Annotated in this window: 16 protein-coding genes and 1 pseudogene; 10 read left to right on the forward strand and 7 right to left on the reverse strand. The window is 59.0% G+C overall.

From position 1 onward, the window contains the following. Window positions 1–275: 275 nt before the first annotated feature. Complete coding sequence (gene gliR / locus AC07NR_RS22985) at window positions 276–1307, reverse strand: AraC family transcriptional regulator GliR (RefSeq protein ID WP_438300636.1); 1032 nt, start codon at window positions 1305–1307, stop codon at window positions 276–278. Between the two features lie 211 nt (window positions 1308–1518). Between gliR and AC07NR_RS22990 the strand changes: the two genes are divergently transcribed. The 7 genes from AC07NR_RS22990 (at window position 1519) to AC07NR_RS23020 (ending at window position 11433) form a co-directional block, all read left to right on the forward strand. Continuing rightward, window positions 1519–3114: an FAD-binding oxidoreductase gene (locus AC07NR_RS22990; protein ID WP_495079548.1), complete on the forward strand. Its 1596-nt coding sequence runs from the start codon at window positions 1519–1521 to the stop codon at window positions 3112–3114. 5 nt (window positions 3115–3119) lie between these two features. Beyond that, window positions 3120–4715, forward strand: a complete 1596-nt coding sequence (locus AC07NR_RS22995; RefSeq protein ID WP_495079549.1) for a glycerol-3-phosphate dehydrogenase/oxidase — start codon at window positions 3120–3122, stop codon at window positions 4713–4715. A gap of 20 nt (window positions 4716–4735) precedes the next feature. Continuing rightward, window positions 4736–6304 carry an FGGY-family carbohydrate kinase gene (locus tag AC07NR_RS23000; protein ID WP_495079550.1) on the forward strand — a complete coding sequence of 523 codons (1569 nt, stop codon included), beginning with the start codon at window positions 4736–4738 and terminating at the stop codon, window positions 6302–6304. Between the two features lie 116 nt (window positions 6305–6420). Beyond that, on the forward strand, window positions 6421–7707 hold the full coding sequence (locus AC07NR_RS23005; protein ID WP_495079551.1) for a phospholipase: 1287 nt from the start codon (window positions 6421–6423) through the stop codon (window positions 7705–7707). 45 nt (window positions 7708–7752) lie between these two features. Next, window positions 7753–9711, forward strand: coding sequence for a DUF1302 domain-containing protein (locus AC07NR_RS23010; RefSeq protein WP_495079552.1), 1959 nt, complete (start codon window positions 7753–7755; stop codon window positions 9709–9711). Window positions 9712–9743: 32 nt separating this feature from the next. Continuing rightward, window positions 9744–11117, forward strand: a complete 1374-nt coding sequence (locus AC07NR_RS23015) for a DUF1329 domain-containing protein (RefSeq protein ID WP_085713224.1) — start codon at window positions 9744–9746, stop codon at window positions 11115–11117. 103 nt (window positions 11118–11220) lie between these two features. Further along, entirely contained in the window at window positions 11221–11433 is a 213-nt protein-coding gene (locus tag AC07NR_RS23020) for a FitA-like ribbon-helix-helix domain-containing protein (protein WP_495079553.1), read from the forward strand. 167 nt (window positions 11434–11600) lie between these two features. Here the strand turns inward: AC07NR_RS23020 and AC07NR_RS23025 are convergent, their stop codons facing one another. Both AC07NR_RS23025 and AC07NR_RS23030 read right to left on the reverse strand, forming a co-directional pair. Then, window positions 11601–12464 (reverse strand): methyl-accepting chemotaxis protein, encoded by an 864-nt coding sequence (locus AC07NR_RS23025; protein WP_371321019.1) that lies wholly within the window; start codon window positions 12462–12464, stop codon window positions 11601–11603. A gap of 42 nt (window positions 12465–12506) precedes the next feature. Next, a pseudogene (locus AC07NR_RS23030) lies at window positions 12507–13520 on the reverse strand (methyl-accepting chemotaxis protein); the annotation flags it as partial. Between the two features lie 254 nt (window positions 13521–13774). On the opposite strand from AC07NR_RS23030, the gene pmrG reads away from it, so the two are divergent. Both pmrG and AC07NR_RS23040 read left to right on the forward strand, forming a co-directional pair. Continuing rightward, window positions 13775–14446: a lipopolysaccharide core heptose(II)-phosphate phosphatase PmrG gene (gene pmrG / locus AC07NR_RS23035; protein ID WP_495079554.1), complete on the forward strand. Its 672-nt coding sequence runs from the start codon at window positions 13775–13777 to the stop codon at window positions 14444–14446. Beyond that, window positions 14443–15264, forward strand: a complete 822-nt coding sequence (locus AC07NR_RS23040; protein WP_495079555.1) for a phosphatase PAP2 family protein — start codon at window positions 14443–14445, stop codon at window positions 15262–15264. Before pmrG ends, AC07NR_RS23040 begins: the two co-directional genes overlap by 4 nt. A 64-nt stretch (window positions 15265–15328) precedes the next feature. Here the strand turns inward: AC07NR_RS23040 and AC07NR_RS23045 are convergent, their stop codons facing one another. Beyond that, complete coding sequence (locus AC07NR_RS23045; protein WP_495079556.1) at window positions 15329–16765, reverse strand: ArnT family glycosyltransferase; 1437 nt, start codon at window positions 16763–16765, stop codon at window positions 15329–15331. A 69-nt stretch (window positions 16766–16834) separates the two neighbouring features. Further along, window positions 16835–17422, reverse strand: a complete 588-nt coding sequence (rimJ, locus tag AC07NR_RS23050; RefSeq protein WP_495079557.1) for a ribosomal protein S5-alanine N-acetyltransferase — start codon at window positions 17420–17422, stop codon at window positions 16835–16837. Window positions 17423–17578: 156 nt separating this feature from the next. Between rimJ and AC07NR_RS23055 the strand changes: the two genes are divergently transcribed. Then, the gene (locus AC07NR_RS23055; RefSeq protein ID WP_495079558.1) at window positions 17579–18157 is read left to right on the forward strand and encodes a GNAT family N-acetyltransferase; all 579 of its coding nucleotides are present in this window, start codon (window positions 17579–17581) and stop codon (window positions 18155–18157) included. Between the two features lie 95 nt (window positions 18158–18252). Here the strand turns inward: AC07NR_RS23055 and AC07NR_RS23060 are convergent, their stop codons facing one another. Together AC07NR_RS23060 and AC07NR_RS23065 are read right to left on the reverse strand one after the other, a co-directional pair. Continuing rightward, on the reverse strand, window positions 18253–18621 hold the full coding sequence (locus AC07NR_RS23060) for a DUF6124 family protein (protein WP_495079559.1): 369 nt from the start codon (window positions 18619–18621) through the stop codon (window positions 18253–18255). 558 nt (window positions 18622–19179) lie between these two features. Further along, on the reverse strand, window positions 19180–21264 hold the full coding sequence (locus AC07NR_RS23065; protein WP_495079560.1) for an ATP-binding protein: 2085 nt from the start codon (window positions 21262–21264) through the stop codon (window positions 19180–19182). Window positions 21265–21400 lie beyond the last annotated feature (136 nt).

Genomic DNA, 21400 nt, shown 5'->3' on the forward strand with positions numbered 1-21400 from the left:
TCCTGACCAATATTGATACCTGTAAACCATGTCCCCGGTCTCAAACGTAAAGGATGTACCCGGTCTTTACCCACCCTAACCCTCTCCCAGGGGAGAGGGGACTGACCGAGGTGTTTATCGCCATACATCGACCTGAAAGATCGTGGCGATTATGGATTCACAAAAGTTCTTTCAGGTCAGCGTAGATCGTTAGCATCTCTCGGTCGGCTCCCTCTCCCTCTGGGCGGTCCGACGTTTCGGGAGGGCTGGGGTGAGGGGGGCTGTGAGTCGAACACTTATTCGGCACCACCACTAACCCGGTGAGTCTGCCGAAACTCGCCGGGCGGCATGCCGCGCCGGCTCTTGAAGGTACGGTGAAACGAGCGCGGTTCGGTGAAGCCCAGATACTGGGCGATGTCCTGAATCGGCAACGTGCTGTTGAGCAGGTAATGCTCGGCCAGTTCCTGGCGCAAATCATCGAGAATCTGCTGATACGAGGTGCCGGCCTGATGCAACTGGCGTTGCAGGGTGCGCACGGACACGGCGAGATGCTCGGCCACCTGTTCCTTGCGCGGCAGACCTTCCTTGAGCAACTGGCGCAGGATGCTTTTGACCCGTTGCTCCAGCGACGCATCCTCCAGTGTCGCCATCAGACTTTGCGCGTGTTCTTCCAGCGTGCGCAGCAAATGCGCATCGGCCTGGCGTAACGGCAACTGCAAATACGGCAACGGCACGATCAGCGCGGAATACGGCTGATCGAACAGCACCGGGCATTCGAAAAACTGTTCGTACTGCTCCAGCGTCGTGTCCGCCGGGCGTGAGTGCTCCAGCCACACGGCGGCCGGCGACAACTGTGTGTCGGCGATCCAGCGTGCATATTGCAGCCAGGAGCCGAGCACGTTTTCCACCAGATGCCGGCGAATCCGCGGGCGTTCGAAGCGGCAGCTCCAGATCAGGTGCACGTGGCTGTCCTGCACCTCGGCGCGGCTGACGCCCATGTCGCCCACCAGTTTTTCGAACGGCATGATGCGGCTCATGGCGTCGCCCAGTGTCGCGCAGTTCATGGTGATGTAGCCCAGCACGCTCCAGGAGTTGGGCAGCACGAAATTCGCCGCGTTGAGACCGAACAACGGATCGCCCGAGTGCTCGCAGAAATAATCGAGCAATCGTTCATGGGTTTCACCCGGCAGGCGCAGGCTGTTGTCGCTCAACTGCTGCGCCTGCAATCCCGCCGCCGCCAACGCAGGCTCGATGGCCAGGCCCAGATGTTCGGCATGACGCAGGTACTTGAGCAGCGGCGGAACGGAGGTGAAGCCGAGCGATTGCATGACCGAATTCCCTTGATCGAGGCCGCCACGGGCGGATGAGCGCCCTGAAAGGTAATTTGAATCCACGACTAAAGTAAATGGCTGACGCTTGCGCGACGTTTGACTCAATTGGCTACTCGAACTGGCCGGATGCGACCGTGACACTTTCCGCCGGCTGACTAGTATGAGGGCCTGAAATCTCACTGATCAGACTGCACAGAAGGACACACGCATGCGACGCTGGAACGGCTGGGGAGATGCAACCACGGTGGTCGAACTGCCGGCCCAGGGCGCAAGTTTTCTTCATGAACGGCTAGGGGAAGGTCGAGCGCTGCCCGACGCAACGCTTGAAGCAGCATTGGCTCGCGTGCCGTTCTCGCGGCTGGCGGAACACGCCTTGTACAGCATCGATGCCCATGAGCGTCTGCTGCATGCCCGTGGCCAGAGCCTGCCGGACTGGCTGGCGCTGCGCGAGGGGGCGCTGGGTAACTATCCCGACGCCGTGGCGTTCCCGGAAACCGCCGAACACATCCGCCAGTTGCTGGCGCTCGCCCAGGCGCAGGATCTGTGCCTGATTCCCTACGGCGGCGGCACGTCGGTGGCCGGGCACATCAACCCGCCCGACTCTGCACGGCCCGTGGTGACGGTGTCCCTGGCGCGGATGAATCGCCTGATCGACCTCGACGAACAAAGCCTGCTGGCGACTTTCGGCCCCGGCGCCAGTGGCCCGCAGGTAGAGAGCCAGTTGCGCGCTCGTGGCTACACGCTGGGGCATTTTCCGCAGTCGTGGGAGCTGTCGACGCTGGGCGGTTGGGTGGCCAGTCGTTCCAGTGGTCAGCAGTCGCTGCGTTATGGGCGGATCGAGCAACTGTTCGCCGGCGGAACCCTGGAAACCTTTGCCGGGCCGCTACAGATTCCAACCTTCCCGGCCTCGGCGGCCGGCCCGGATCTGCGCGAAGTGGTGCTGGGTTGCGAGGGGCGTTTCGGGATCATTTCCGAGGTCAAGGTGCGGGTCAGTGCGTTGCCGGCCGATGAGCGTTTCTACGGCGTGTTTCTGCCCAGCTGGAGCAAGGCGCTGCAAGCCATTCGGCAACTGGCGCAAGCGCGGGTGCCGCTGTCGATGCTGCGCCTGTCCAACGCGGTGGAAACCGAAACCCAATTGGCGCTGGCCGGTCATCCGCAGCAGATCGCCTGGCTGGAAAAATACCTGAGCCTGCGCGGCGCCGGGCAAGGCAAGTGCCTGCTGACCTTCGGCGTGACCGGCAATCGCAAGCAGAATGCATTGTCCCTGAGTCAGGCCCGCCAGCATCTGAAGGCATTCGGCGGTGTGTTCACCGGCACGCTGCTGGGCAAGAAGTGGGCGCAGAACCGCTTCCGTTTTCCGTATCTGCGGGAGAACCTGTGGAACGCCGGTTATGTGGTCGACACCCTCGAAACCGCCACCGACTGGAGCAACGTCGACAACCTGCTCAACCGGATCGAAAACAGCCTGCGGGATGCCTTGGCGGCCGAGGGCGAACGGGTGCATGTGTTCACCCATCTGTCCCACGTCTATGGCGAAGGTTCGAGCATCTACACCACTTACGTGTTTCGCCCGGCGGCGGACTATCCCGCGACGCTCGCCCGCTGGAAGGCCCTCAAACACGCGGCCAGCCAGACCATCGTCGACAACCACGGCACCATCAGCCACCAGCACGGCGTGGGAAAGGATCACGCGCCGTACCTGCCGCGCGAAAAGGGCGCGCTGGCGATGGACACCCTGCAGGCGCTGAGCCGGCACTTCGACCCGGCCGGGCGCCTGAACCCCGGCACGTTGTTGCAGGAGTGACCGCCATGAGCGCGGACTGGAACGCCGAATGGCGCCAGCAAGTCCTGCCGACGCTGGCGGGTGTGACCTGGGATTTGATCGTTATCGGCGGCGGCATCAGCGGTGCCGGCATCCTGCGCGAAGCCGCGCGCCGTGGCTGGCGTTGCCTGCTGCTGGAGCAGCGTGATTTCGCTTGGGGCACGTCCAGTCGCTCCTCGAAAATGGTCCATGGCGGATTGCGTTACATCGCCAAGGGCCAGTGGCGGTTGACCCGCGACTCGGTGCGCGAACGCCAGCGTCTGCTCGACGAGGCGCCGGGGCTGGTGGAGCCGATGAGTTTCATGATGCCGCACTATCGCGGCGGCTTTCCCGGGCCTCGGGTGCTGGGCGGCTTGCTATCGATCTATGACGCACTGGCGGGGCGGCGCGACCATCGTTTCCATGACGCGCAGCAACTGCGATATCTGGCGCCGGGCGTGAAAGAAAATGACCTGCTCGGCGGCACCTGTTTTGTCGATGCGCTGACCGATGACGCGCGACTGGTAATGCGCGTGTTGAGCGAAGCACGGGCCGACGGCGCGGTGGTGCTCAACGGCGTGCGCGTCGAACATCTGCTGCGGGAAAACGGGCGGGTGTGTGGAGTTCAGGTCGAAGATTGCGAGGCCGGCTCGTCGCTGCAATTACGATGTGGTGTGCTGGCGGTGGCCACCGGCGCCTGGGCCGAACGCTTGCGTCCGCCCGAGGCGCCACGGCAGTTGCGCCCGTTGCGTGGCAGTCATTTACTGCTGCCGGGCTGGCGCTTGCCGGTGGCGCAGGCCTTTACGTTTATGCACGAGCAGGATCGGCGTCCTGTGTTCGTTTTCCCGTGGGAAGGCGCCACGGTGGTCGGCACCACGGACCTCGATCACCGCGAGAATCTGGACCAGAGCGCGAGCATCAGCACCGACGAACTCGACTACCTGCTGGCCGCCTGCCGACAGCAGTTTCCCGGCGCTGAAGTGGTTGCAGCCGACGTGCTTTCAACCTGGTCCGGCGTGCGCCCGGTGGTGGGCAGTGCGGCGGGTGAGCATCAGGACAAACCGTCGAACGAAACCCGTGAACATGTGCTGTGGCAGGAGCCGGGTTGCGTCACCCTGGCCGGCGGCAAACTCACGACGTTCCGCCCGCAGGCCATCGAAGTGCTCAAGGCCTGCGCCGACATGCTCGGCCGGTCTTTCGATGATGATGCTGCGCCGGTGTTTGCTGCCGTGCCGCCACTGACAATTCCCGGCCTCAGTCCCGGTCAGTGGCGACGCCTGGCCGGGCGACATGGCCGGGACCTGCCGAGGCTGGCGCAACTGCTCGCCGAACTGGGCCATGAAACGGTCGGCGCCACCGACACCTTGTGGGCAGAACTGACCTTCGCCTGCGAGGCGGAAATGGTCCTGCATCTGGATGACCTGCTGCTGCGTCGAACCCGTCTGGGCCTGTTGCTGCCCCGTGGCGGCGCCGATTATTTTCCGGCCATTCGCCGGCTCTGCCAACCACGTCTGGGCTGGGACGACGAACACTGGCAACAGGAACAGCAACGCTATCAGGCGTTATGGCAACGCCATCACGGCCTGCCGGATATCGCGCAGTGATGCCCCTCGAAGAGAGCTCCATGGACAACCACCCGAACAAGCGTTACCTGCTGGCCATCGACAATGGCACCCAGAGCGTGCGCGCGCTGCTCTTCGATTTGCAGGGCAATCTGCTCGGCAAGGGCAAGGTTGAATTGCAGGCCTATTACTCGACGCAACCGGGCTGGGCCGAGCAGGACCCGGAATATTACTGGGCGAAACTGGGCGAGGCCTGCCAACAGGTGTGGGCGCAAACCGGCATCGATCGCTCGCAGATTGCCGGCGTTTCCCTGACCACCCAGCGAGGCACGGTGATCAACGTCGATGCCCAGGGCAAGCCGCTGCGCCCGGCGATTCTCTGGCTCGATCAGCGTCAGAGCGAAGTCGAAGGCGGGATCAAGGGTCCGTGGGGCTGGCTGTTCAAACTGGCCGGCGCGCAGGCCACCGTGGATTACTTTCGCGCTCAGGCCGAGGCCAACTGGATCGCCCGCCATCAGCCTGATGTGTGGGCGGCGACCGACAAGTTTCTGCTGCTCTCCGGGTTTCTCACCCATCGCCTCTGCGGGCGCTTCGTCGACTCGGTGGGCTGTTGCGTCGGCTACCTGCCATTCGACTTCAAACGCCTGCGCTGGGCCGCAACCCGTGACTGGAAATGGCAGGCGCTGGCGGTGCGTCCCGAGCAACTGCCGACCTTGCACAAACCCGGTGAAACCCTTGGCCATATCAGCGCCGAAGCGAGTCTTCACACCGGTATTCCCGAAGGCATTCCGCTGATCGCGGCTGGGGCGGACAAGGCCTGTGAAGTGCTCGGTTCCGGTGTTGTCGATTCGGGCACAGTGTGTCTGTCATACGGCACTACGGCGACCATCACCAGCACCCGCTCGCGCTATCTGGAAATCGTCCCGTTGATTCCGCCGTATCCGTCGGCGGTGCCGGATCAGTACAACTGCGAGGTGATGATTTATCGCGGCTACTGGATGGTCAGCTGGTTCAAGAACGAATTCGGCCTGCGGGAAATGCAGCAGGCCAAGGAGCAGGGCATCGAGCCCGAGCAACTGTTCGACGCGCTGGTCGAGGCGGTGCCCCCGGGCTCGATGGGATTGATGCTGCAACCCTACTGGTCACCGGGCATTCGCGAACCGGGTGTCGAAGCCAAAGGCGCGATGATCGGCTTCGGCGACGTGCACACCCGTGCGCATATCTATCGGGCAATCCTCGAAGGCCTGGCCTACGCCTTGCGCCAAGGCATGGAGAAAATCGAGAAGCGCTCGAAGATCTCCGTCACCCGTTTGCGGGTCGCGGGTGGTGGCTCGCAAAGTGATGCAGCGATGCAACTCACGGCGAACATTTTCGGCCTGCCGGCGGAGCGTCCGCACGTCTATGAAGCGTCCGGTCTGGGCGCGGCGATTTGTTGTGCGGTGGGGTTGGGATTGCACGCGGATTTCCCCACGGCGATAGCGGCGATGACCCGGGTCGGCGCGGTGTTCATGCCGCAGCCCGAGGCGCAAAAGGTCTACGAGCGACTGTACAAGGACGTCTATCTGCGCATGTACCGGCAGCTCAAGCCGTTGTACCAGAGCATCCGCAAGATCACCGGTTACCCGGCCTGAACGAACAGCGCACGTGGCGCTATCGGAGAACTTTTCTGGTGAGATCGGACAGTGTCAGGGGCGGGGTCGATTGTTAGGCTCGATCCCCACGGCACACATAACAAGAACCAGAAGCAATGAAGCTGATCTCCCTCCTGCTGCTTTGCGCAATGGCCCCGACGGCGTGGGGCTGGTCGAACCATACGGTGGGCAGCTACCTGGCGTTGCAGGACCTGCCGGCGTTGCGCGATGCATCGCCCGTTGAAGTCGAACCGCTGGAACAGTTTCTCTCCGAGCAATACCCGGCCATCGTCGCGTTACTCGATGAGCAGGAACGCTTCGCCCGCGAACACTTCAAGCAATACCCGCCGCGCCCCGACAATCTGAAATTGCCGGCGGTGCCGAGCGACAATCTGCGCCACGATTTTCTCACTGCACTGCGGATCAATCCGCTGATTCATCTGGCGATGGTCATTCAGCCGTTGCCGGGCAAGGACCTGCCCGAACGCGAGCATCTGCAGGCCGATCAAGTGATGGTCGAGCAGACGCTTTCGCCGTGGAATCGCCAGCGTTTCATCCGCGTGGCCGATCACGAAAAAGTCGCGCCCCTCGCCGTGCTGGCCAGCGCCGCCGATGAGCCGGATTACGGCCACGACATCAATCTGTTCAGCGACAACCCCGGTGAAGTCGCCGCGTTGTACGGCTTCGGCCCGCAGCCGTTTGGCGATGCGCGCTTTCAGTACAGCTCCCAGGCGCCGTTCCACATGGGCTTCTTCCATGAGAGCCCGGTGGTCTACGCGGCCGCCGGATTCCTTGAGCGCAGCTGGCCGGACTGGCGCGCGTATCAATACATGGGGCTGGCGCGACTGGCGTTTGCCACGGGGCATTCCTACTGGGGTTATCGCTTTCTCGGCTGGGGCCTGCACCACGTTCAGGACCTGACCCAGCCGTATCACGCCAAGCCGTTGCCCGGCGTCGAACTGCCGAGCCTTCTGCTGCTGGAAGGCAAGGCGCTGGCCGGTTTTGCGGAGGATAAACAGGCGTCCATCGAACGGGTCGCGACCCGCCACATGGAAGTCGAGAAATACCAGTCGACCTGGCTGCGTCGCGTGCTGCGCGCCGGTCAGCCGCATCCGATGCTCGATGCTTACGCCGATGTCGCCGGGGACGCGCATTACCCGCCGTACTCGGTGGACTACCTGCGCGAGGTGGTGAGTGCCGAGTCCGTCGACGACTCCGCTGCCTTCGATGAGGCCATCGGCCAATGGCTGGAGACGGCCCCGGTGACCAGCGATTTCAGTGCCGGCAATCAGTTGCAGCAAGAGAATTTCGACCATCCGGAACTGAATCGGCAACTACTCAGACTGCTCGGCCATTTCGGCGCCCACAGCCGGATTTATGTCCGTGCGGGGCTGGCGCCCTGAGCATCGCGGCAACACACAACAATAAGAACAGGGAAGGAGGAACAGATGATCAACACTCGATTGCGCCTGTCTGGCGTAGCGCTCCCCGGTGTCGGTTTGGCAGGGCTGCTGCAACTCTGCGCAGTCGATGCGGTGCAGGCCGCCGAGTTCAGCGTGCTGGACAATCAGGTTACCGGCTCGCTCGACACGACCTTGTCCTATGGCCGCCTGTGGCGGGTGCAGGGCCGGGACAAGAACAACGATGACGTCAACACCAACGACGGCAATCGCAACTTCGACTCCGGGCTGGTTTCCGAGGTGTACAAGATCACTTCGGAGCTGGAGGCCAACTACCAGAACTACGGTATGTTCCTGCGCGGCACCGCGTTCTACGACACCCAGTTGATGGACAAGCGCAACGACTACTACCACAACAACAGCCCGTCGCAGCCGAGCCAGAGTTATCCCCAGGACGATCGTTTCACCAGCCAGACCCGCGACATCGCCGGCAGCCGGATCGAGATGCTCGACGCCTACGTCCACGGCAGCTGGGACGTCGCGCAAATGCCGGTGACGGCGCGGGTGGGGCGTCAGGTGTTCAACTGGGGCGAGGGGATTTTCTATCGCGGCGGGATCAACACCACCAACCCGGTGGACGCCGCCAAGTACCGCTTGCCCGGCGCCGAGGTCAAGGAAGTGCTGATGCCGGTGGAGGCGGTCAGCTTCAACATCGGTTTGACCGACAGCCTGACCATGGAAAGTTTCTACCAGACCAACTGGAAGGAAACCCGCATCGATCCGGTCGGCACCTTCTACTCGCAGACCGACCTGTTCGCCGACGGCGGCAACACCGCATACAACAACTTCAGCGGCACTGCCCTCGACACGCCGGTGCCGGGATTCGGCAATGTCATCGGTCTGTACAGCGCATTGGGCAACAACCCGATGCTGGGCCCGGCGCTGAAGTCCACCGGTCTCTATGCCAACGGCGTGACCCCGGCCTACGGCAACACCCTCAAGGTGGCGTCCATCGGCAAGGACTACAACGCACGCAACGACGGCCAGTTCGGCTTTGCCTTTCGCTACATCGCCGAAGAGCTCAACAGCACCGAATTCGGCCTGTACATGGTCAACTACCACGCCAAGGAACCGACCATCGCCGCCGACCTCGGTGGCTACAAGGGCATCGACATGAATGCCCTGACCAACATGCTCTCCAGCGTTGCCGGCAGTCAGGCCGGGGCCCTCGCCAACGGGCTGGCGACTGCCGATGTGATGGGCAACATCCAGGCTCATCGGCGGTATGCCGAAGACATCCGCATGTACGGTTTCAGCTTCAACACCACGCTGGGCAATGCCTCGGTGTTCGGTGAGCTGGCCTATCGACCGAACCTGCCCATCGGCATCGCCGCCACCAACGATTTGATCGGCGACCTGGCCAACGGCGCTGCGGCGGCGGTGTCCGGCAAGGCCATCAACGTCGGCGGGCAAATGGTCACCCTCGACAGCCAGATCAACAACGCCGAGCGGGTCGAAGCATTCAACACCTCGCTGGGCAGCATCTACAACTTCGGCCCGACGCTGTCGTTCGACTCGATGTTCGGCATCTTCGAACTGGCCTCCGAGCACCTGCGCGGCAGCAGCCTGCAATACACCGCCTACGACGGCAGCACCCGTTACTACGCCGGCACCGGCAACACTTCGTACGTGTCCGGTGGCGATCGCGACGATCAGGTCAACCGCAATTCCTACAGCTACACGGTGATGTTCAACGGCACCTGGAACGACGTGTACGCCGGGATCAACGTCTCGCCCTACGTCGTCTACAAGGACGACTTCAAGGGCAACAGCTACCAGGCCGGCAACGCCATCGACGGGCGCAAGGCGTACACGTTGGGGGTCAAGGCCAACTACCAGAACAAGCTCGAAGCCGAACTGCAGTACACCGAGTTCTGGGGCGGCGGGCAGAACAACGGCATTCGCGACCGCGACAACGTCGGGTTCAACCTCAAGTATTTCTTGTGAGTCCACAGGTTTTTTGAATTCGGAGAACGAACATGTTTCCTGCATCACGACTGACCAAGACCACACTGGCGTTGCTCTTGAGCCTCACCGCCGCAAGCGCACTGGCCGCTATCTCGCCCCAACAGGCCGAACAACTGAAAACCACGCTGACCCCCATGGGCGCCGAGCGCGCCGGCAACGCTGCCGGCACCATTCCGGCCTGGACCGGCGGCATCACCCAGGCGCCGGCCGGCTACAAACCCGGCCAGCATCACCCCGATCCGTATGCGGCGGACAAACCGCTGTTCACCATCACCAAGGCCAATCTCGATCAGTACAAGGCGCATCTCAGCCCCGGTCAGATCGCGCTGTTCAACAGCTACCCCGACACCTTCCAGATGCCGGTCTATCCCTCGCGCCGATCCGGTTCGGCGCCGCAGTGGCTGTATGACAACACCCTGAAAAATGCGACCTCGGCCAAACTACTGGAGGGCGGCAGCGGGTTCGCCGATGCCTATGGTGGCGTGCCGTTCCCGGTACCCAAGGATGGCGTCGAAGTGCTGTGGAATCACATCACTCGCTATCGCGGCATCTACGTCGTACGTCGCGCTTCCGAAGCGCCGGTGCAACGCAACGGCAGCTTCGCGCTGGTGACCTCGCAGCAGGAAGGCTTCTTCAACTACTACCGCCCGGGCGGCCAGTTCGCCGACCTGAAAAACATCCTGTTCTACTACCTCGCCTTCGTGAAAAGCCCGGCGCGCCTCGCCGGTGGAGCAGCGCTGGTGCACGAGACGCTGGACCAACTCAAGGACCCGCGCCAGGCCTGGATCTATGACGCCGGCCAACGCCGCGTCCGCCGCGCACCGAACCTCGCGTACGACACGCCGATCGCTTCCTCCGATGGCTTGCGCACCGCAGACGACACCGACCTGTTCAACGGCTCCCCCGACCGCTTCGACTGGAAGCTCAAGGGCAAGCAAGAGATCTACATTCCCTACAACAACTACAAAGTCGGCAGCCCCGACGTGAAATACGCCCAGTTGCTCACCCCCGGCCACCTCAACCCACAATACACCCGCTACGAACTGCACCGGGTCTGGGTGGTGGAAGGCACGCTCAAGCCGGGCGCGCGGCATGTCTATTCCAAGCGAGTGCTGTTTCTCGACGAAGACAGCTGGGGCGCCGCGCTGGTGGACCAGTACGACGGGCGAGGAGAGTTGTGGCGCGTGTCGATGGCCTACCTGAAAAACTTCTACGACCTGCCCACCACCTGGAGCGCACTCGACGTCTTCCACGACTTGCAGGCCCGTCGGTACTACGTGCAGAACCTGGATAACGAAGAGGCCTCCACCGTCGACTTCTCGCAACCGGTGCCGGAGGATTCGTATTTCATGCCGTCGGCGTTGCGGCAGCGGGGGACGCGGTGATTGGGCAAAACCCGATTTCCATCCCGCTGTTACAACCTGAAACCTTGCATCGAACGCTGCATGCTAGCCTCGATGCTTCAGGGGCCAATAGTTTGGAGGGATTGTGGCGAGTTTAATCATCAGGAATGTTGACTATCAGCTCTATAAAAAGCTGGAGTCCACTGCAAGATTCAATGGTCGCTCGATTGAGGAGCAGGCGTGTGCGATGTTGCGCAATGCGCTGGAGCAGAATCAATCTACCGGTGGCTTGGGAACTCGAATCCACGAACGGTTTAGACGTTTTGGCGGGGTTGAATTGGAGTTGCCTTTACGCTGATACGGCACAGGTTTTTGCAGGACCTATCTTCATAGGCAGTTACATCGCAATCGCGGGCAAGCCCGCTCCCACAGGTAAAGAGTCGAACACAGTATCTGTGCACGCCTCAGAACCTTGTGGGAGCGGGCTTGCCCGCGATTGGATTTCGCTTCAGCGCTGACTGTAGGTCAGACGCGGAAATGGCTCACCATCTGCTGCAACTGCCCACCCAACCGCGCCAGTTCAACACTGGACTTGGCAGTCTCATCACTCGCCGCTGCCGTCTGCTCCGACACGTCGCGGACGTTGATGATGCTGCGGCTGATTTCTTCGGCCACGGCGCTTTGCTGTTCGGCGGCTGCGGCGATCTGCTGGTTCATCGACTGGATGTTCGACACCGTGCGGGTGATGTTTTCCAGGGAGTCGCCGGCCTTGCGGGTCAGGGCGACGCTGCTGTCGGTCAGGGCGCGGCTGTTGTTCATTACGGCCGAGACTTGCTGAGTGCCGTTCTGCAGACCGGCCACCAGGCCTTCGATTTCTTCGGTGGATTTCTGCGTGCGCTGAGCCAGGCCACGGACTTCGTCGGCGACCACGGCAAAACCGCGACCGGCTTCACCGGCACGGGCGGCTTCGATGGCGGCGTTGAGGGCCAGCAGGTTGGTCTGTTCGGCCACAGCCTTGATCACGTCCATGACGCTGCCGATCTTGTCGCTTTCCTGTTGCAGCACGCTCATGGCTTCAGTGGAACGCACCACTTCGCTGGCCAGACGCTCGATCTGGGCGATAGCTTCGTTCACCACCTTGTCGCCTTCGCGGGCTTCGCCGTCAGCGGCGGCTGCGGCTTGCGAGGCTTCTTCGGCGTTGCGCGCGACTTCCTGCACGGTGGCAGTCATCTCGTGCATGGCGGTGGCGACCTGATCGGTCTCGACCTTCTGGCTGTTCACGCCGGCGCTGGTCTGTTCGGTGACGGCCGACAGCTCTTCGGCGGCGCTGGCGATCTGGGTCACGCCGTCGCGGATGCCGCTGATCAGGTCGCGCAGGGTCACGCCCATGCGCGCGATGCCTTGTTGCAGCACGCCGAGTTCGTCGCGGCGGGTGACGATCACGTTGTGGCTCAGGTCGCCGCTGGCGATGCGCTCGACCACAGCCATGGTTTCCTGCAGCGGACGGGTGATCTGGCGGGTGATGATGAACGCCGCGATGACGCCCACCAGCAACGCCAGCAGAGTGCTGATCAGTTGCAGGGTGCGGGCCTGAGCGCTTTCCATGTCACGACGATCAAGCTGGATCTGATACATCTGCTCGCTCAGGGTCACGATGGTGGCGCCCTGATCGGTCATTTCCTTGCGTGCCTGCACCGCTTCGCTGTTGGCGTTCTTGAACGCCTGCAAGGCGCTGCGGTAGTTGGTCAGCGCGGTTTCCAGCTGACGCAGAGTGTCTTGCTGGGTGCTGGAGAAATGCACGCTCAGCTGTTTCAGGCTGGCGATGGCCACATCCAGTTGGCCGACGGCTTTCTGCTCGGTGTCGGCATTGGCCGTGGCGGTGTAGCCGCGCACTTCATAGCGCGCCAGGATGAACGCTTCCTTGGCTTCGGTGATGGCCTGGAACTGTTCGAAGCGCGCATCGCTCAGCGGCATTTGCTGCACGCGGTTGCTGATCGACTCGATCAGGTTGTACGCGGTTTCGGCATTGGCGGCCATGGTGTCGCGCGCGGTGTTGCCGGTGCGGTAGGCGTTGCGCATTTTGTTCAGGGACGTCTGGTACTCGGCGATGGTCGCCGCCTGCTCCTTGAGCAGCTTGACGTTCTCCGGGCTCTTGAACTTGCCGATCAGCGCTTGTTGCTGTGCAGCGAAACCGTCGAGGGTGGTCTGCACGTTCTGCGCGGCGGTTTCATCGCCGTTGGTCAGCATGTATTGCAGGCGCACCACGCGCAGCTTGGTCAGGCCGGCGTTCAGCTGGGTGATGTCGCTCATCCAGTTGCTGCGGTCAATCAGGCCGCCGAGGCTGGTCCAGCCGGTCAGGGCAAGGATGCAGGTCAGGGCCAGGACGAGACCGAAACCCAGCCCCAGTTTGAGGTTCACGCTGATGTTGCCGAACCAGCTATTCATCACAATTCCTCCAGAAAACGTTGTGCGTCTTGATCGTCGGTCAGGCTGGAAGATTGTTGTTTTTTTGAGCCAGCAAGGGTGTTAGCAGGACTGTATCGGCCGCAAATCCGAGAGCTGAAAGGATTTTGTCCGACGGAATTTGTAACAAGGGATCCCAAGACTTTTTTCACATGACTTTCACTGGCTGCCCACGGGGGCCTCTGTACCTTCGCCGGATCAAATGACAGTGCTGCGAGCTGGCGAGGCGGATTTTTGTGGAATTGAGACTGAGTCTGTTCGGCGTCAAACGCTCGATCGACCTGAGCGGTTTGGCCCGTTTTCGGAACGCCGGGGTTGTTCTGGCGACCTTGGCGCTGGTGGTGCCATTGACCCTGTGGCTGCTTGCCCCGGCGGCGGTGCCTGATCTGGCCCATGGCAATGTGCCCGGCGCACAGGCGTTGGCGGCCGGTTGGGCCAAGGGCGACATGATCGTGCTGGTGCGTCATGTCGAGCGCTGCGATCACTCCCCGGCGCCGTGCCTGAGCGGCAATGACGGCATCACCGACCGTTCGCGCAGTGTCGCGGTCGCCGTCGGCGCACAGTTCGAGCACCTGGGCCTGAACCATGCCGACATCTACAACAGCCCGATGACCCGCACCGTGCAGACCGCCGGCTACATGTTCAACCACGCGACGACCGGCGAAGACTGGCTGATCAGTTGCAAGGGACGCATGTTGCAGGATGCGCTCGCGCACAAGGTCCCGGGGCGCAACCTGATCCTGGTCACCCACAGCGAATGCATGGCGCAACTGGAAAAAGACCTCAAGGTGCCGGCCTCGACCCTCGGTTATGGGTCCTCGCTGTTCGTTTCCGCGGCCAACCCGGCGGCTCCGAAAATGCTCGGCTTCATCGAGGCCTCCGACTGGCGCACGGTGTCCACCCGATGAGTGCTCGCTTTTACGCTTACAACTTAGGTATCCCGCTGTTTTGTGCTGCTGTGGTGTTTCTGATGTTCGACATGACGAACATCGACATTGCCTTCAGTAATCTGCTGTTCGATCCCCTGACCAATACCTTCCCCCTCGACAAGATTCACTTCTTTGAAAAACTGACCCACAAGTGGGCGCGGATCATTCCGAACTGGACCGCTGAAATTGCCTTGGTCGGTGCGATGCTGTCGGTGGTCTGGCCGCTGGTCAATCCGCAGAAGCGCCCGGGCCTCGCCGGGTTTCTCGAGCGCAGCAAAGTGGCGCCGGTGCTGCGCTTTGCCGCTGACCATCGACGGGATTTTCTGTTTGTGGTGGTGGCGTTCGCGGTGTGTACCGGCGTGATTCACTTCCTCAAGGCCCACACCAGCGTTTACTGCCCGATCGAGACGACGCTGTACGGCGGCAAGATGGCGCACATCGAGTGGTACAACAATTTCCAGCTGTTCCATGAAGCCGGTGACGGCCGTTGCTGGCCGGGTGGGCACGCTTCCGGCGGCTTCACCATGCTGGCGTTGTATTTCGTAGCGCGGCGTTATCAGTGGCGCTTCTCCAGCGCCTTGTTGTGGGGCTCGCTGCTGCTCGGTTTCGTCTACGGCACCACACGCGTCCTGCAGGGCTGGCACTACATGTCCCACACGTTCTGGGCCGGTATCTTCGTGTGGCTGGCGTGTTTGCTGACGGCGCTGGCGTTTTATGGACGGGCGCGTCTGGAACTGCCGGTGCTGAGCAAGCGTGAGCGACAGGTGTTCAGTGGACAGCCTGAGGCTGCTCTCTGAAGCGTCGCGATTGAAATGAAAAACCCGCCATCACTGGCGGGTTTTTTGTTGGTGCATCGCTGTATCAATAGCCTACGAAGTAGTACGCCTGGCGCCCGACCATCATGGTCTTGAGGACTTTCAACGGGGCGGCGGGCTCGCTGTCCCCCGACATCACCGCGATGTTCGAAGGAGAGGCGCTGAGGAAATCCTTCAATTGCGCATCGGTATCCAGTCCCTTGAGGACGCTCTGGGTGTAGAACACGCTGGCGCCGCCAACGCGTTCGTTGGCCTGGAATAGCGCGACCTGATGGCCGCTGGCTTGCAGGCTCTGGATATGTTCGGTCAGTGGCAGGAACGACAATTCCTTGTCCGCCTTCGGCAGCGCCCATTGTGCGGCACCGAGGTAACTGGCGATCACCACCGTCAGTATCCCTGCCGCCAATGCCTGACGATGACGGGCGATCCATCCTACAAAACCGCTGTTACGGTCCTTCAACCTGTCGAACAGTACGCTCGCATATTCCGCCGCAATCACTGCCGCTGCTGGCGTCATCGACATCAGGTACACCGTGCGCTTGCTCGAGGCCAGAGTCAGCATGATGAACTGCGCAACGATCCACAGGCTGAAAAACAGCAGGTAACGATTGGCCTTCAATTGTTTACGGAAATGCCACAGCCCCAGGTACACCAGAATGTTCCAGGGCAGGAACGCTTCAGGCAGTTTGGCGATGTAGTAGTAGAACGGCTCATAGTGCCCGGCCTCGACGAAGGAACCGCTGAAGCGCCCGACGCTGTTGGTCAGCAAGACTTCTCTGACCGCCTGGGCGCCGCCGTGCTGATAGAGCACCGCGAGCCAGATCAGCAGCGGAATCAGCCCGAGCGCGGTCAACAAACCGGGCCGCAACCACTCGGTCAGCTTGAAGCGCTTGTCCATCAGGTTGTCCGCCAGCAGATAAGCGAAAATCACCACCCCCGGCATCGCCAGACCGAGCACGCCTTTGCTCAGGGTAGCGATGGCAATCCCGACGATAAACAGCAACGAATTACCCGGCGTCGAAGCGCGTTGCGCCTGGAAAAACGCCAGCAACGCCGTGGTCACGCCGAGCGCGAGCAACGCATCCTCGCCAACCCCGCGCACGTTGCTCCAGTAACTGGCCATGGTCGCCAGCAGAATCCCTGCCGTCCACGCAATCGCTTTCGGCCGTCCGAAGCGCCGCAGCATGCCGTACAGAATCATCACACTGAGCAGGCCGGCCACCGCCGACGCCAGCCGCACCGCCCACGGCGAAACACCGAACACGCGCATGGCACCGGCGTCCAGCCACAGACTCAGCGGTGGTTTTTCCAGAAACGGTTCACCGAACAGACGGGGCGTCACCCAGTCATCGTCCAGATGCATCTCCATGGCGATCCCGGCGACGCGGGCCTCGGTGGAGCCTTGCAATTGATGGTTACCCAACGCGAAGAAAAACAGCAGGGCGGCAAGCAGGAACAGAGAAGTGACGGCACGCGACGACATAGGTTTCAGTTAACCGGAAGGGGCGAGAGGCGTGAGCATACTTCGTCAATGCTTAACAAATTGTGAAACTCACGCGAGTCGTCGCGACCAGCGCTGATCCGGCGCTTCAAACCCCGGGTTGACCAGAGCCGTCAGCACATGATCCTGCCAACGCCCGGCGATGTTCAGGTAGGCCTTGGCGTAGCCTTCTTTCTCGAACCCAAGGCGCTCAAGCAGCCGCGCACTACGTTCATTGCCGGGAATGTAATTGGCCATGATCCGGTGCAGGTTCTGGGCCTCGAACATATATGCGATTGCGGACTCCAGCGCTTCCTGCATCAAACCCTGACCCTGATGGACTGCATCGGTGTGATAACCCAGATAACACGCCTGGAACGCGCCACGAATGATCCCGCTGAAATTGCAGGCGCCGATCATTTGCTGACCGTCCGGAGTCAGCAGCGCCATATGCACCGCCAGTCCGGCTTCGAAGGCGCTGGCCTGGACTTCGAGGCGTCGGCGGATTTGTTCGGTGGAGAAATAATCGGTGGTGCGAATCGGTGACCAGGGGGCGAGATGGCGTTGGTTGCGTTGGTAGAAGTCGCTTTCCAAAGACGCCTGATCCGGGTCGAGCACCGCGAGCGTCAGGCGTTGGCAGGGGAGGGTCAACAGCGGCATTGGGGGCTCCGGGGGGCGGGGTTGATCGCCAGAATTGCGCGGTGGGTGGGAAAACACAAATCGCGGGTGGTTTGGCTCGATCTATAAATTTGCGCTATCCGCTGCACAAACAGGTATTGGTTGCCGTGTTTTAAGGGCCTATTCAAGGAGGATGCGATGGAGTTTGCGTTTATGACAGGGGGCGAGCCACTGAGGGTCAGATCCCCGGATCCGGCGTTGTACCTTGCGTTTCAGCGAGCGCTGAACGTCAGCTATCCGGAGCATTCGGAGTTTTTGTCCTGGGCCCGTGCGCACACGACCGAGGAGCAGGCGCTGGAGTTCTTGCACAAGGCTCGTGATGAGTTCGACAGCGAAACCGGTGAACGCAGGTTTTTCATTGTTACCGCCGACGGGGCGGCGATCATCGGTTGCATCGGCTTGAAACCGCGGGGGCGTAATCGTTACGTCGTTGGTTATTGGGCTAATAGTGAACATTCGGGTAAGGGTTATATGTCTGCCGCGCTGACTGAAGTGCTGGGCCGATTTCCCGATGCCACGTTTTACCTGACCACGTCTTCCGTCAACCGGCGTAGTCAGCGTCTGGCCGCTGCTGCTGGCTTCGTGTTGGTCAGGATTCATCCACAGGCCCGGCATTCGCTGCACCACGGCGTGCAAGACACCTATGTGTATCGCTTCGCCGCCAAATCCCGGGCAAAAAAAAGCCCGCAGGAGAGCGGGCGAACCGTAGTTTCTTGAATGAGCGAGGGCAATGTACACGGCCATCACCGCCGCCGGGGTGAAGAAAAGTTCATGTCGATGAACGACTTGCGTCATCGACGAGCGGCCGTTTTTCAGTGCACGACAGGCTCCGTCGTACGGGGCACGAGGTTCGCCGGATCCAGGCTCTCCAGGGCACGATTGACCAGCATTTCGGTCATGATCGACAGCTGCCGGATCGCCAGCAATCGGCTGCGTTGAGAGCCTGTGAAATCATCGGCGATGTTGGCCGTCACCATGTTGAGCGCCGCCAGGGTTTCGCAGGCATGGGTCAGCAGGGTGGCCGTGTCCACATCGGTGCGCACGGAGAAAATCTCGTTGAAAGGCAGGGTTCGACGCGGCTTTCTCACGTATTCCAGAGGCTGGGCGAGCACAGCCGGCTCTTTCGATTCGGTTTCGTGAGACGGTGTTTGATCAGGCAGGCTTCGGGTGTCTTTTTTCATGACGAGTCTCCATGGTTTCAGGCTCCCGGCGAATCCCTTTGGTAAACCATCTGCCGGGTTGCAGCGGAGCGCGAAGACTAGCGTTTGGAAGCATCTTGAACCAGTTCATGAAAGTCGACGCGGGTTGCGGGAAATTTCCTAGGACGCCTGCAGGCACTGGAACGGTGGGCGAGATTCGTCATGACGCTCGACCGTGGCGATGCTGGGAACGATTGAATACCGTTGATTAGCCATTGTACGGGGAGAAGCAGGGGGGGATGTCGATGATTAGGAGTGCTTGGCACAGGCACTCTACTGAAGTGAGTCTCCAGATACGACAAGGCCCCACGCTAGGCGGGCCTTGTCGTTGAGAGTAGGGGGGTAATCTGAATTCGCCTATTACACTATGATTATTATGGTAAATGCTCATATCTTGTTTTTATTGGATACCAGTAAAAACTCGCGTGATAGCCACGCTATGGACCCGCGCTTGTAATCGATCTAACAACCTTGCTTTACCTTTCATTTATCAGTGTGATGGTTTTGCAAGTTTATATGTCAAGAATCTATTGATGTAAGTTATCGACCCATGTAGCTCTCAAAGTCACTTTCTTCAAGTTTTACGATATTTAGAGTGCTTGCTTTATTGGTATCTAGATTGATTAGTATGTCACATATTACTGCAAATAATCCGCACTTATCGGCGCACTCTTCTAGCTTGGGCTTGGATAAATAGCTGGAAGAGGAGTGGGCGCCAACATTTGAAAGTTTTACAGCGTTTCCAAAAGCCGCTAGATCCAGTAAGTTGTTGATTGTGTTGAATGTGATTCCAGAGGCATTGGAAACTTCGCTTAGAAGATTTTGATTCTTTTTTAAAAGAATTAAGACGTGCATGACTCCAAGCATTAATGTCGAATTTAGTTCCTTTTTTAATCCAGTACTCATACTTCCCTTGTCAATTTTGTTAAACCAACTTTTTTTAGTTTTGGATATTTTTATCCAAGAAACATCGAAAATGCACCTGATAGAGCAAGCTATTAAAGGTAGATACTCATCTCTATTGCGAGATTGATAGGCTTTGTCTATCGCATGAATTAGGTTTGAAATAACACCCTGGCTAATACGATACCCAGTTTCCGATTCAATAGTAAAAATAGATCGTTGTGGTGAGCCAGTGACATTGGAGATTTTCTTACTAAACTGCAACTTTATCTCAGTAGACACCAAGCTTGTATGAGGGTCTCGATATCGAAAGCCGATTGTCTTCTCACAGGGCTCTTCAATTGAATGCAAGACCCCATTGTTCGATGGTGTGCCATCAACAAAAATTTCCACTTCACTTTTGTTGATTTCTAAACCAAGGCTATTTTTAACTTGAAAAATATACTTATCCAACTCAATTTGATTCGAGGGTGTATAGATTTCCAAAGGCATCTTTCTGTTGATTGATATTGATGCCGCCATTTTTTTCTGTTCGCCCGGCTTCGAAGCTGGGGCAGCCTTGCCTGTGGGGACTTTTTGCTTGTAGCCTTCCTTCTGCAACTCTCTCTTTAATTCAGAGCCGTTAGTTTGAATAAGTTCGTTGAGGGTCTTGAGGTTTTTGATCAGGCTTTTAGTTAGAGAGTTTTCGACAAAATTTGTTCTGTCCGAGTTGAATTCAACCTCTTCACTTTGGCTTCTTAAGTTAACCCGTCCGATCATCTGAGGCAACGAACTTCCCGAGCTGGTTTTTCTGAGCAGCTCCGGATCGAAAATGACAATGTTATTAAAGAGGTTTCGATTGAAATAGACAAGGGGGTACAGAGCGTCATCATGCACCCTTTTATTCAGTGGGGAAATAGATTTTGAATTCCTGCCTCTTTCAAAATGAAAAATAATCAGCTCTAGATTTATTGAGTAGTCAGTTCTACGCATGGGCTCAGGTAGGCCAGGAATAGACTTTACTAACTCTCCTTTGTGATAAAATTCAATATTGTTGTCTTCTGAATCAAAGGAAACATAAAACAGTTGATCGTTGTCACTTTCTAGCTTGAAGCTTTTGAGGTTTCTGGTCGAATAGTTAGTTGCCTGGTTTTCTATCTGGATTTTTATGTCAAAGTTTTCATCTACGATGGCAGCAGCAAGTTTTTCCGAAACCTTTTCACTGTTTAGATCTTCAAGCAATACCTCAATTTCTTTTTGGCTTGAGGAAATAATGATCGTTGTTCCTTTCCCTTCTTGAGCCTTCGTTATAATGGGTATCCTAGTCCCTGAAAGATCCTGCTTACTAACCAAGTCTGATTTTTTCAGAGAAAAGTTGCTCTGCACTCCATCCTTGCACGTAATCCATTGAACTTCATTGCCAAACTTAAATGCTGCAAGAAAGCCTAAGCCTTTAGAGCCTTGAGTGATTCTGCTATAGCCATTTTGTTTAATAATGTGGCCGTATTTTTTAGAGCTTTGTGATATATGGAAAAGGTTTTCAATTTCATCAACTCCCATTCCGTTCCCATTATCAATAATGGTTACAGTGTTTTTTGAAGTCTCCACTTTTATTGTAATGTCTGGCGAAAAGGCATCATAAGAGTTTTTTATCAGTTCATTAAGTGCGAACAGTGTTGACGGTATTTTCTGTGACAACTCTTCGATTAACTTTCCGCCAAATTTCAAAGAGGCTTCCGACATATTAAATTCCTTTTTTACAGATGAGAGCACATTCATGGACGGTGGGTGGTTGCTCTGAGGCTTGTCAGGTCAACCTTTCTCTTTACTCATCGCCGTCAGCTATCAGATTTGAATCTAACTTAAGTAACATGGAGGG

The sequence above is a fragment of the Pseudomonas sp. GW821-FHT09C09 genome, assembly GCF_059418105.1.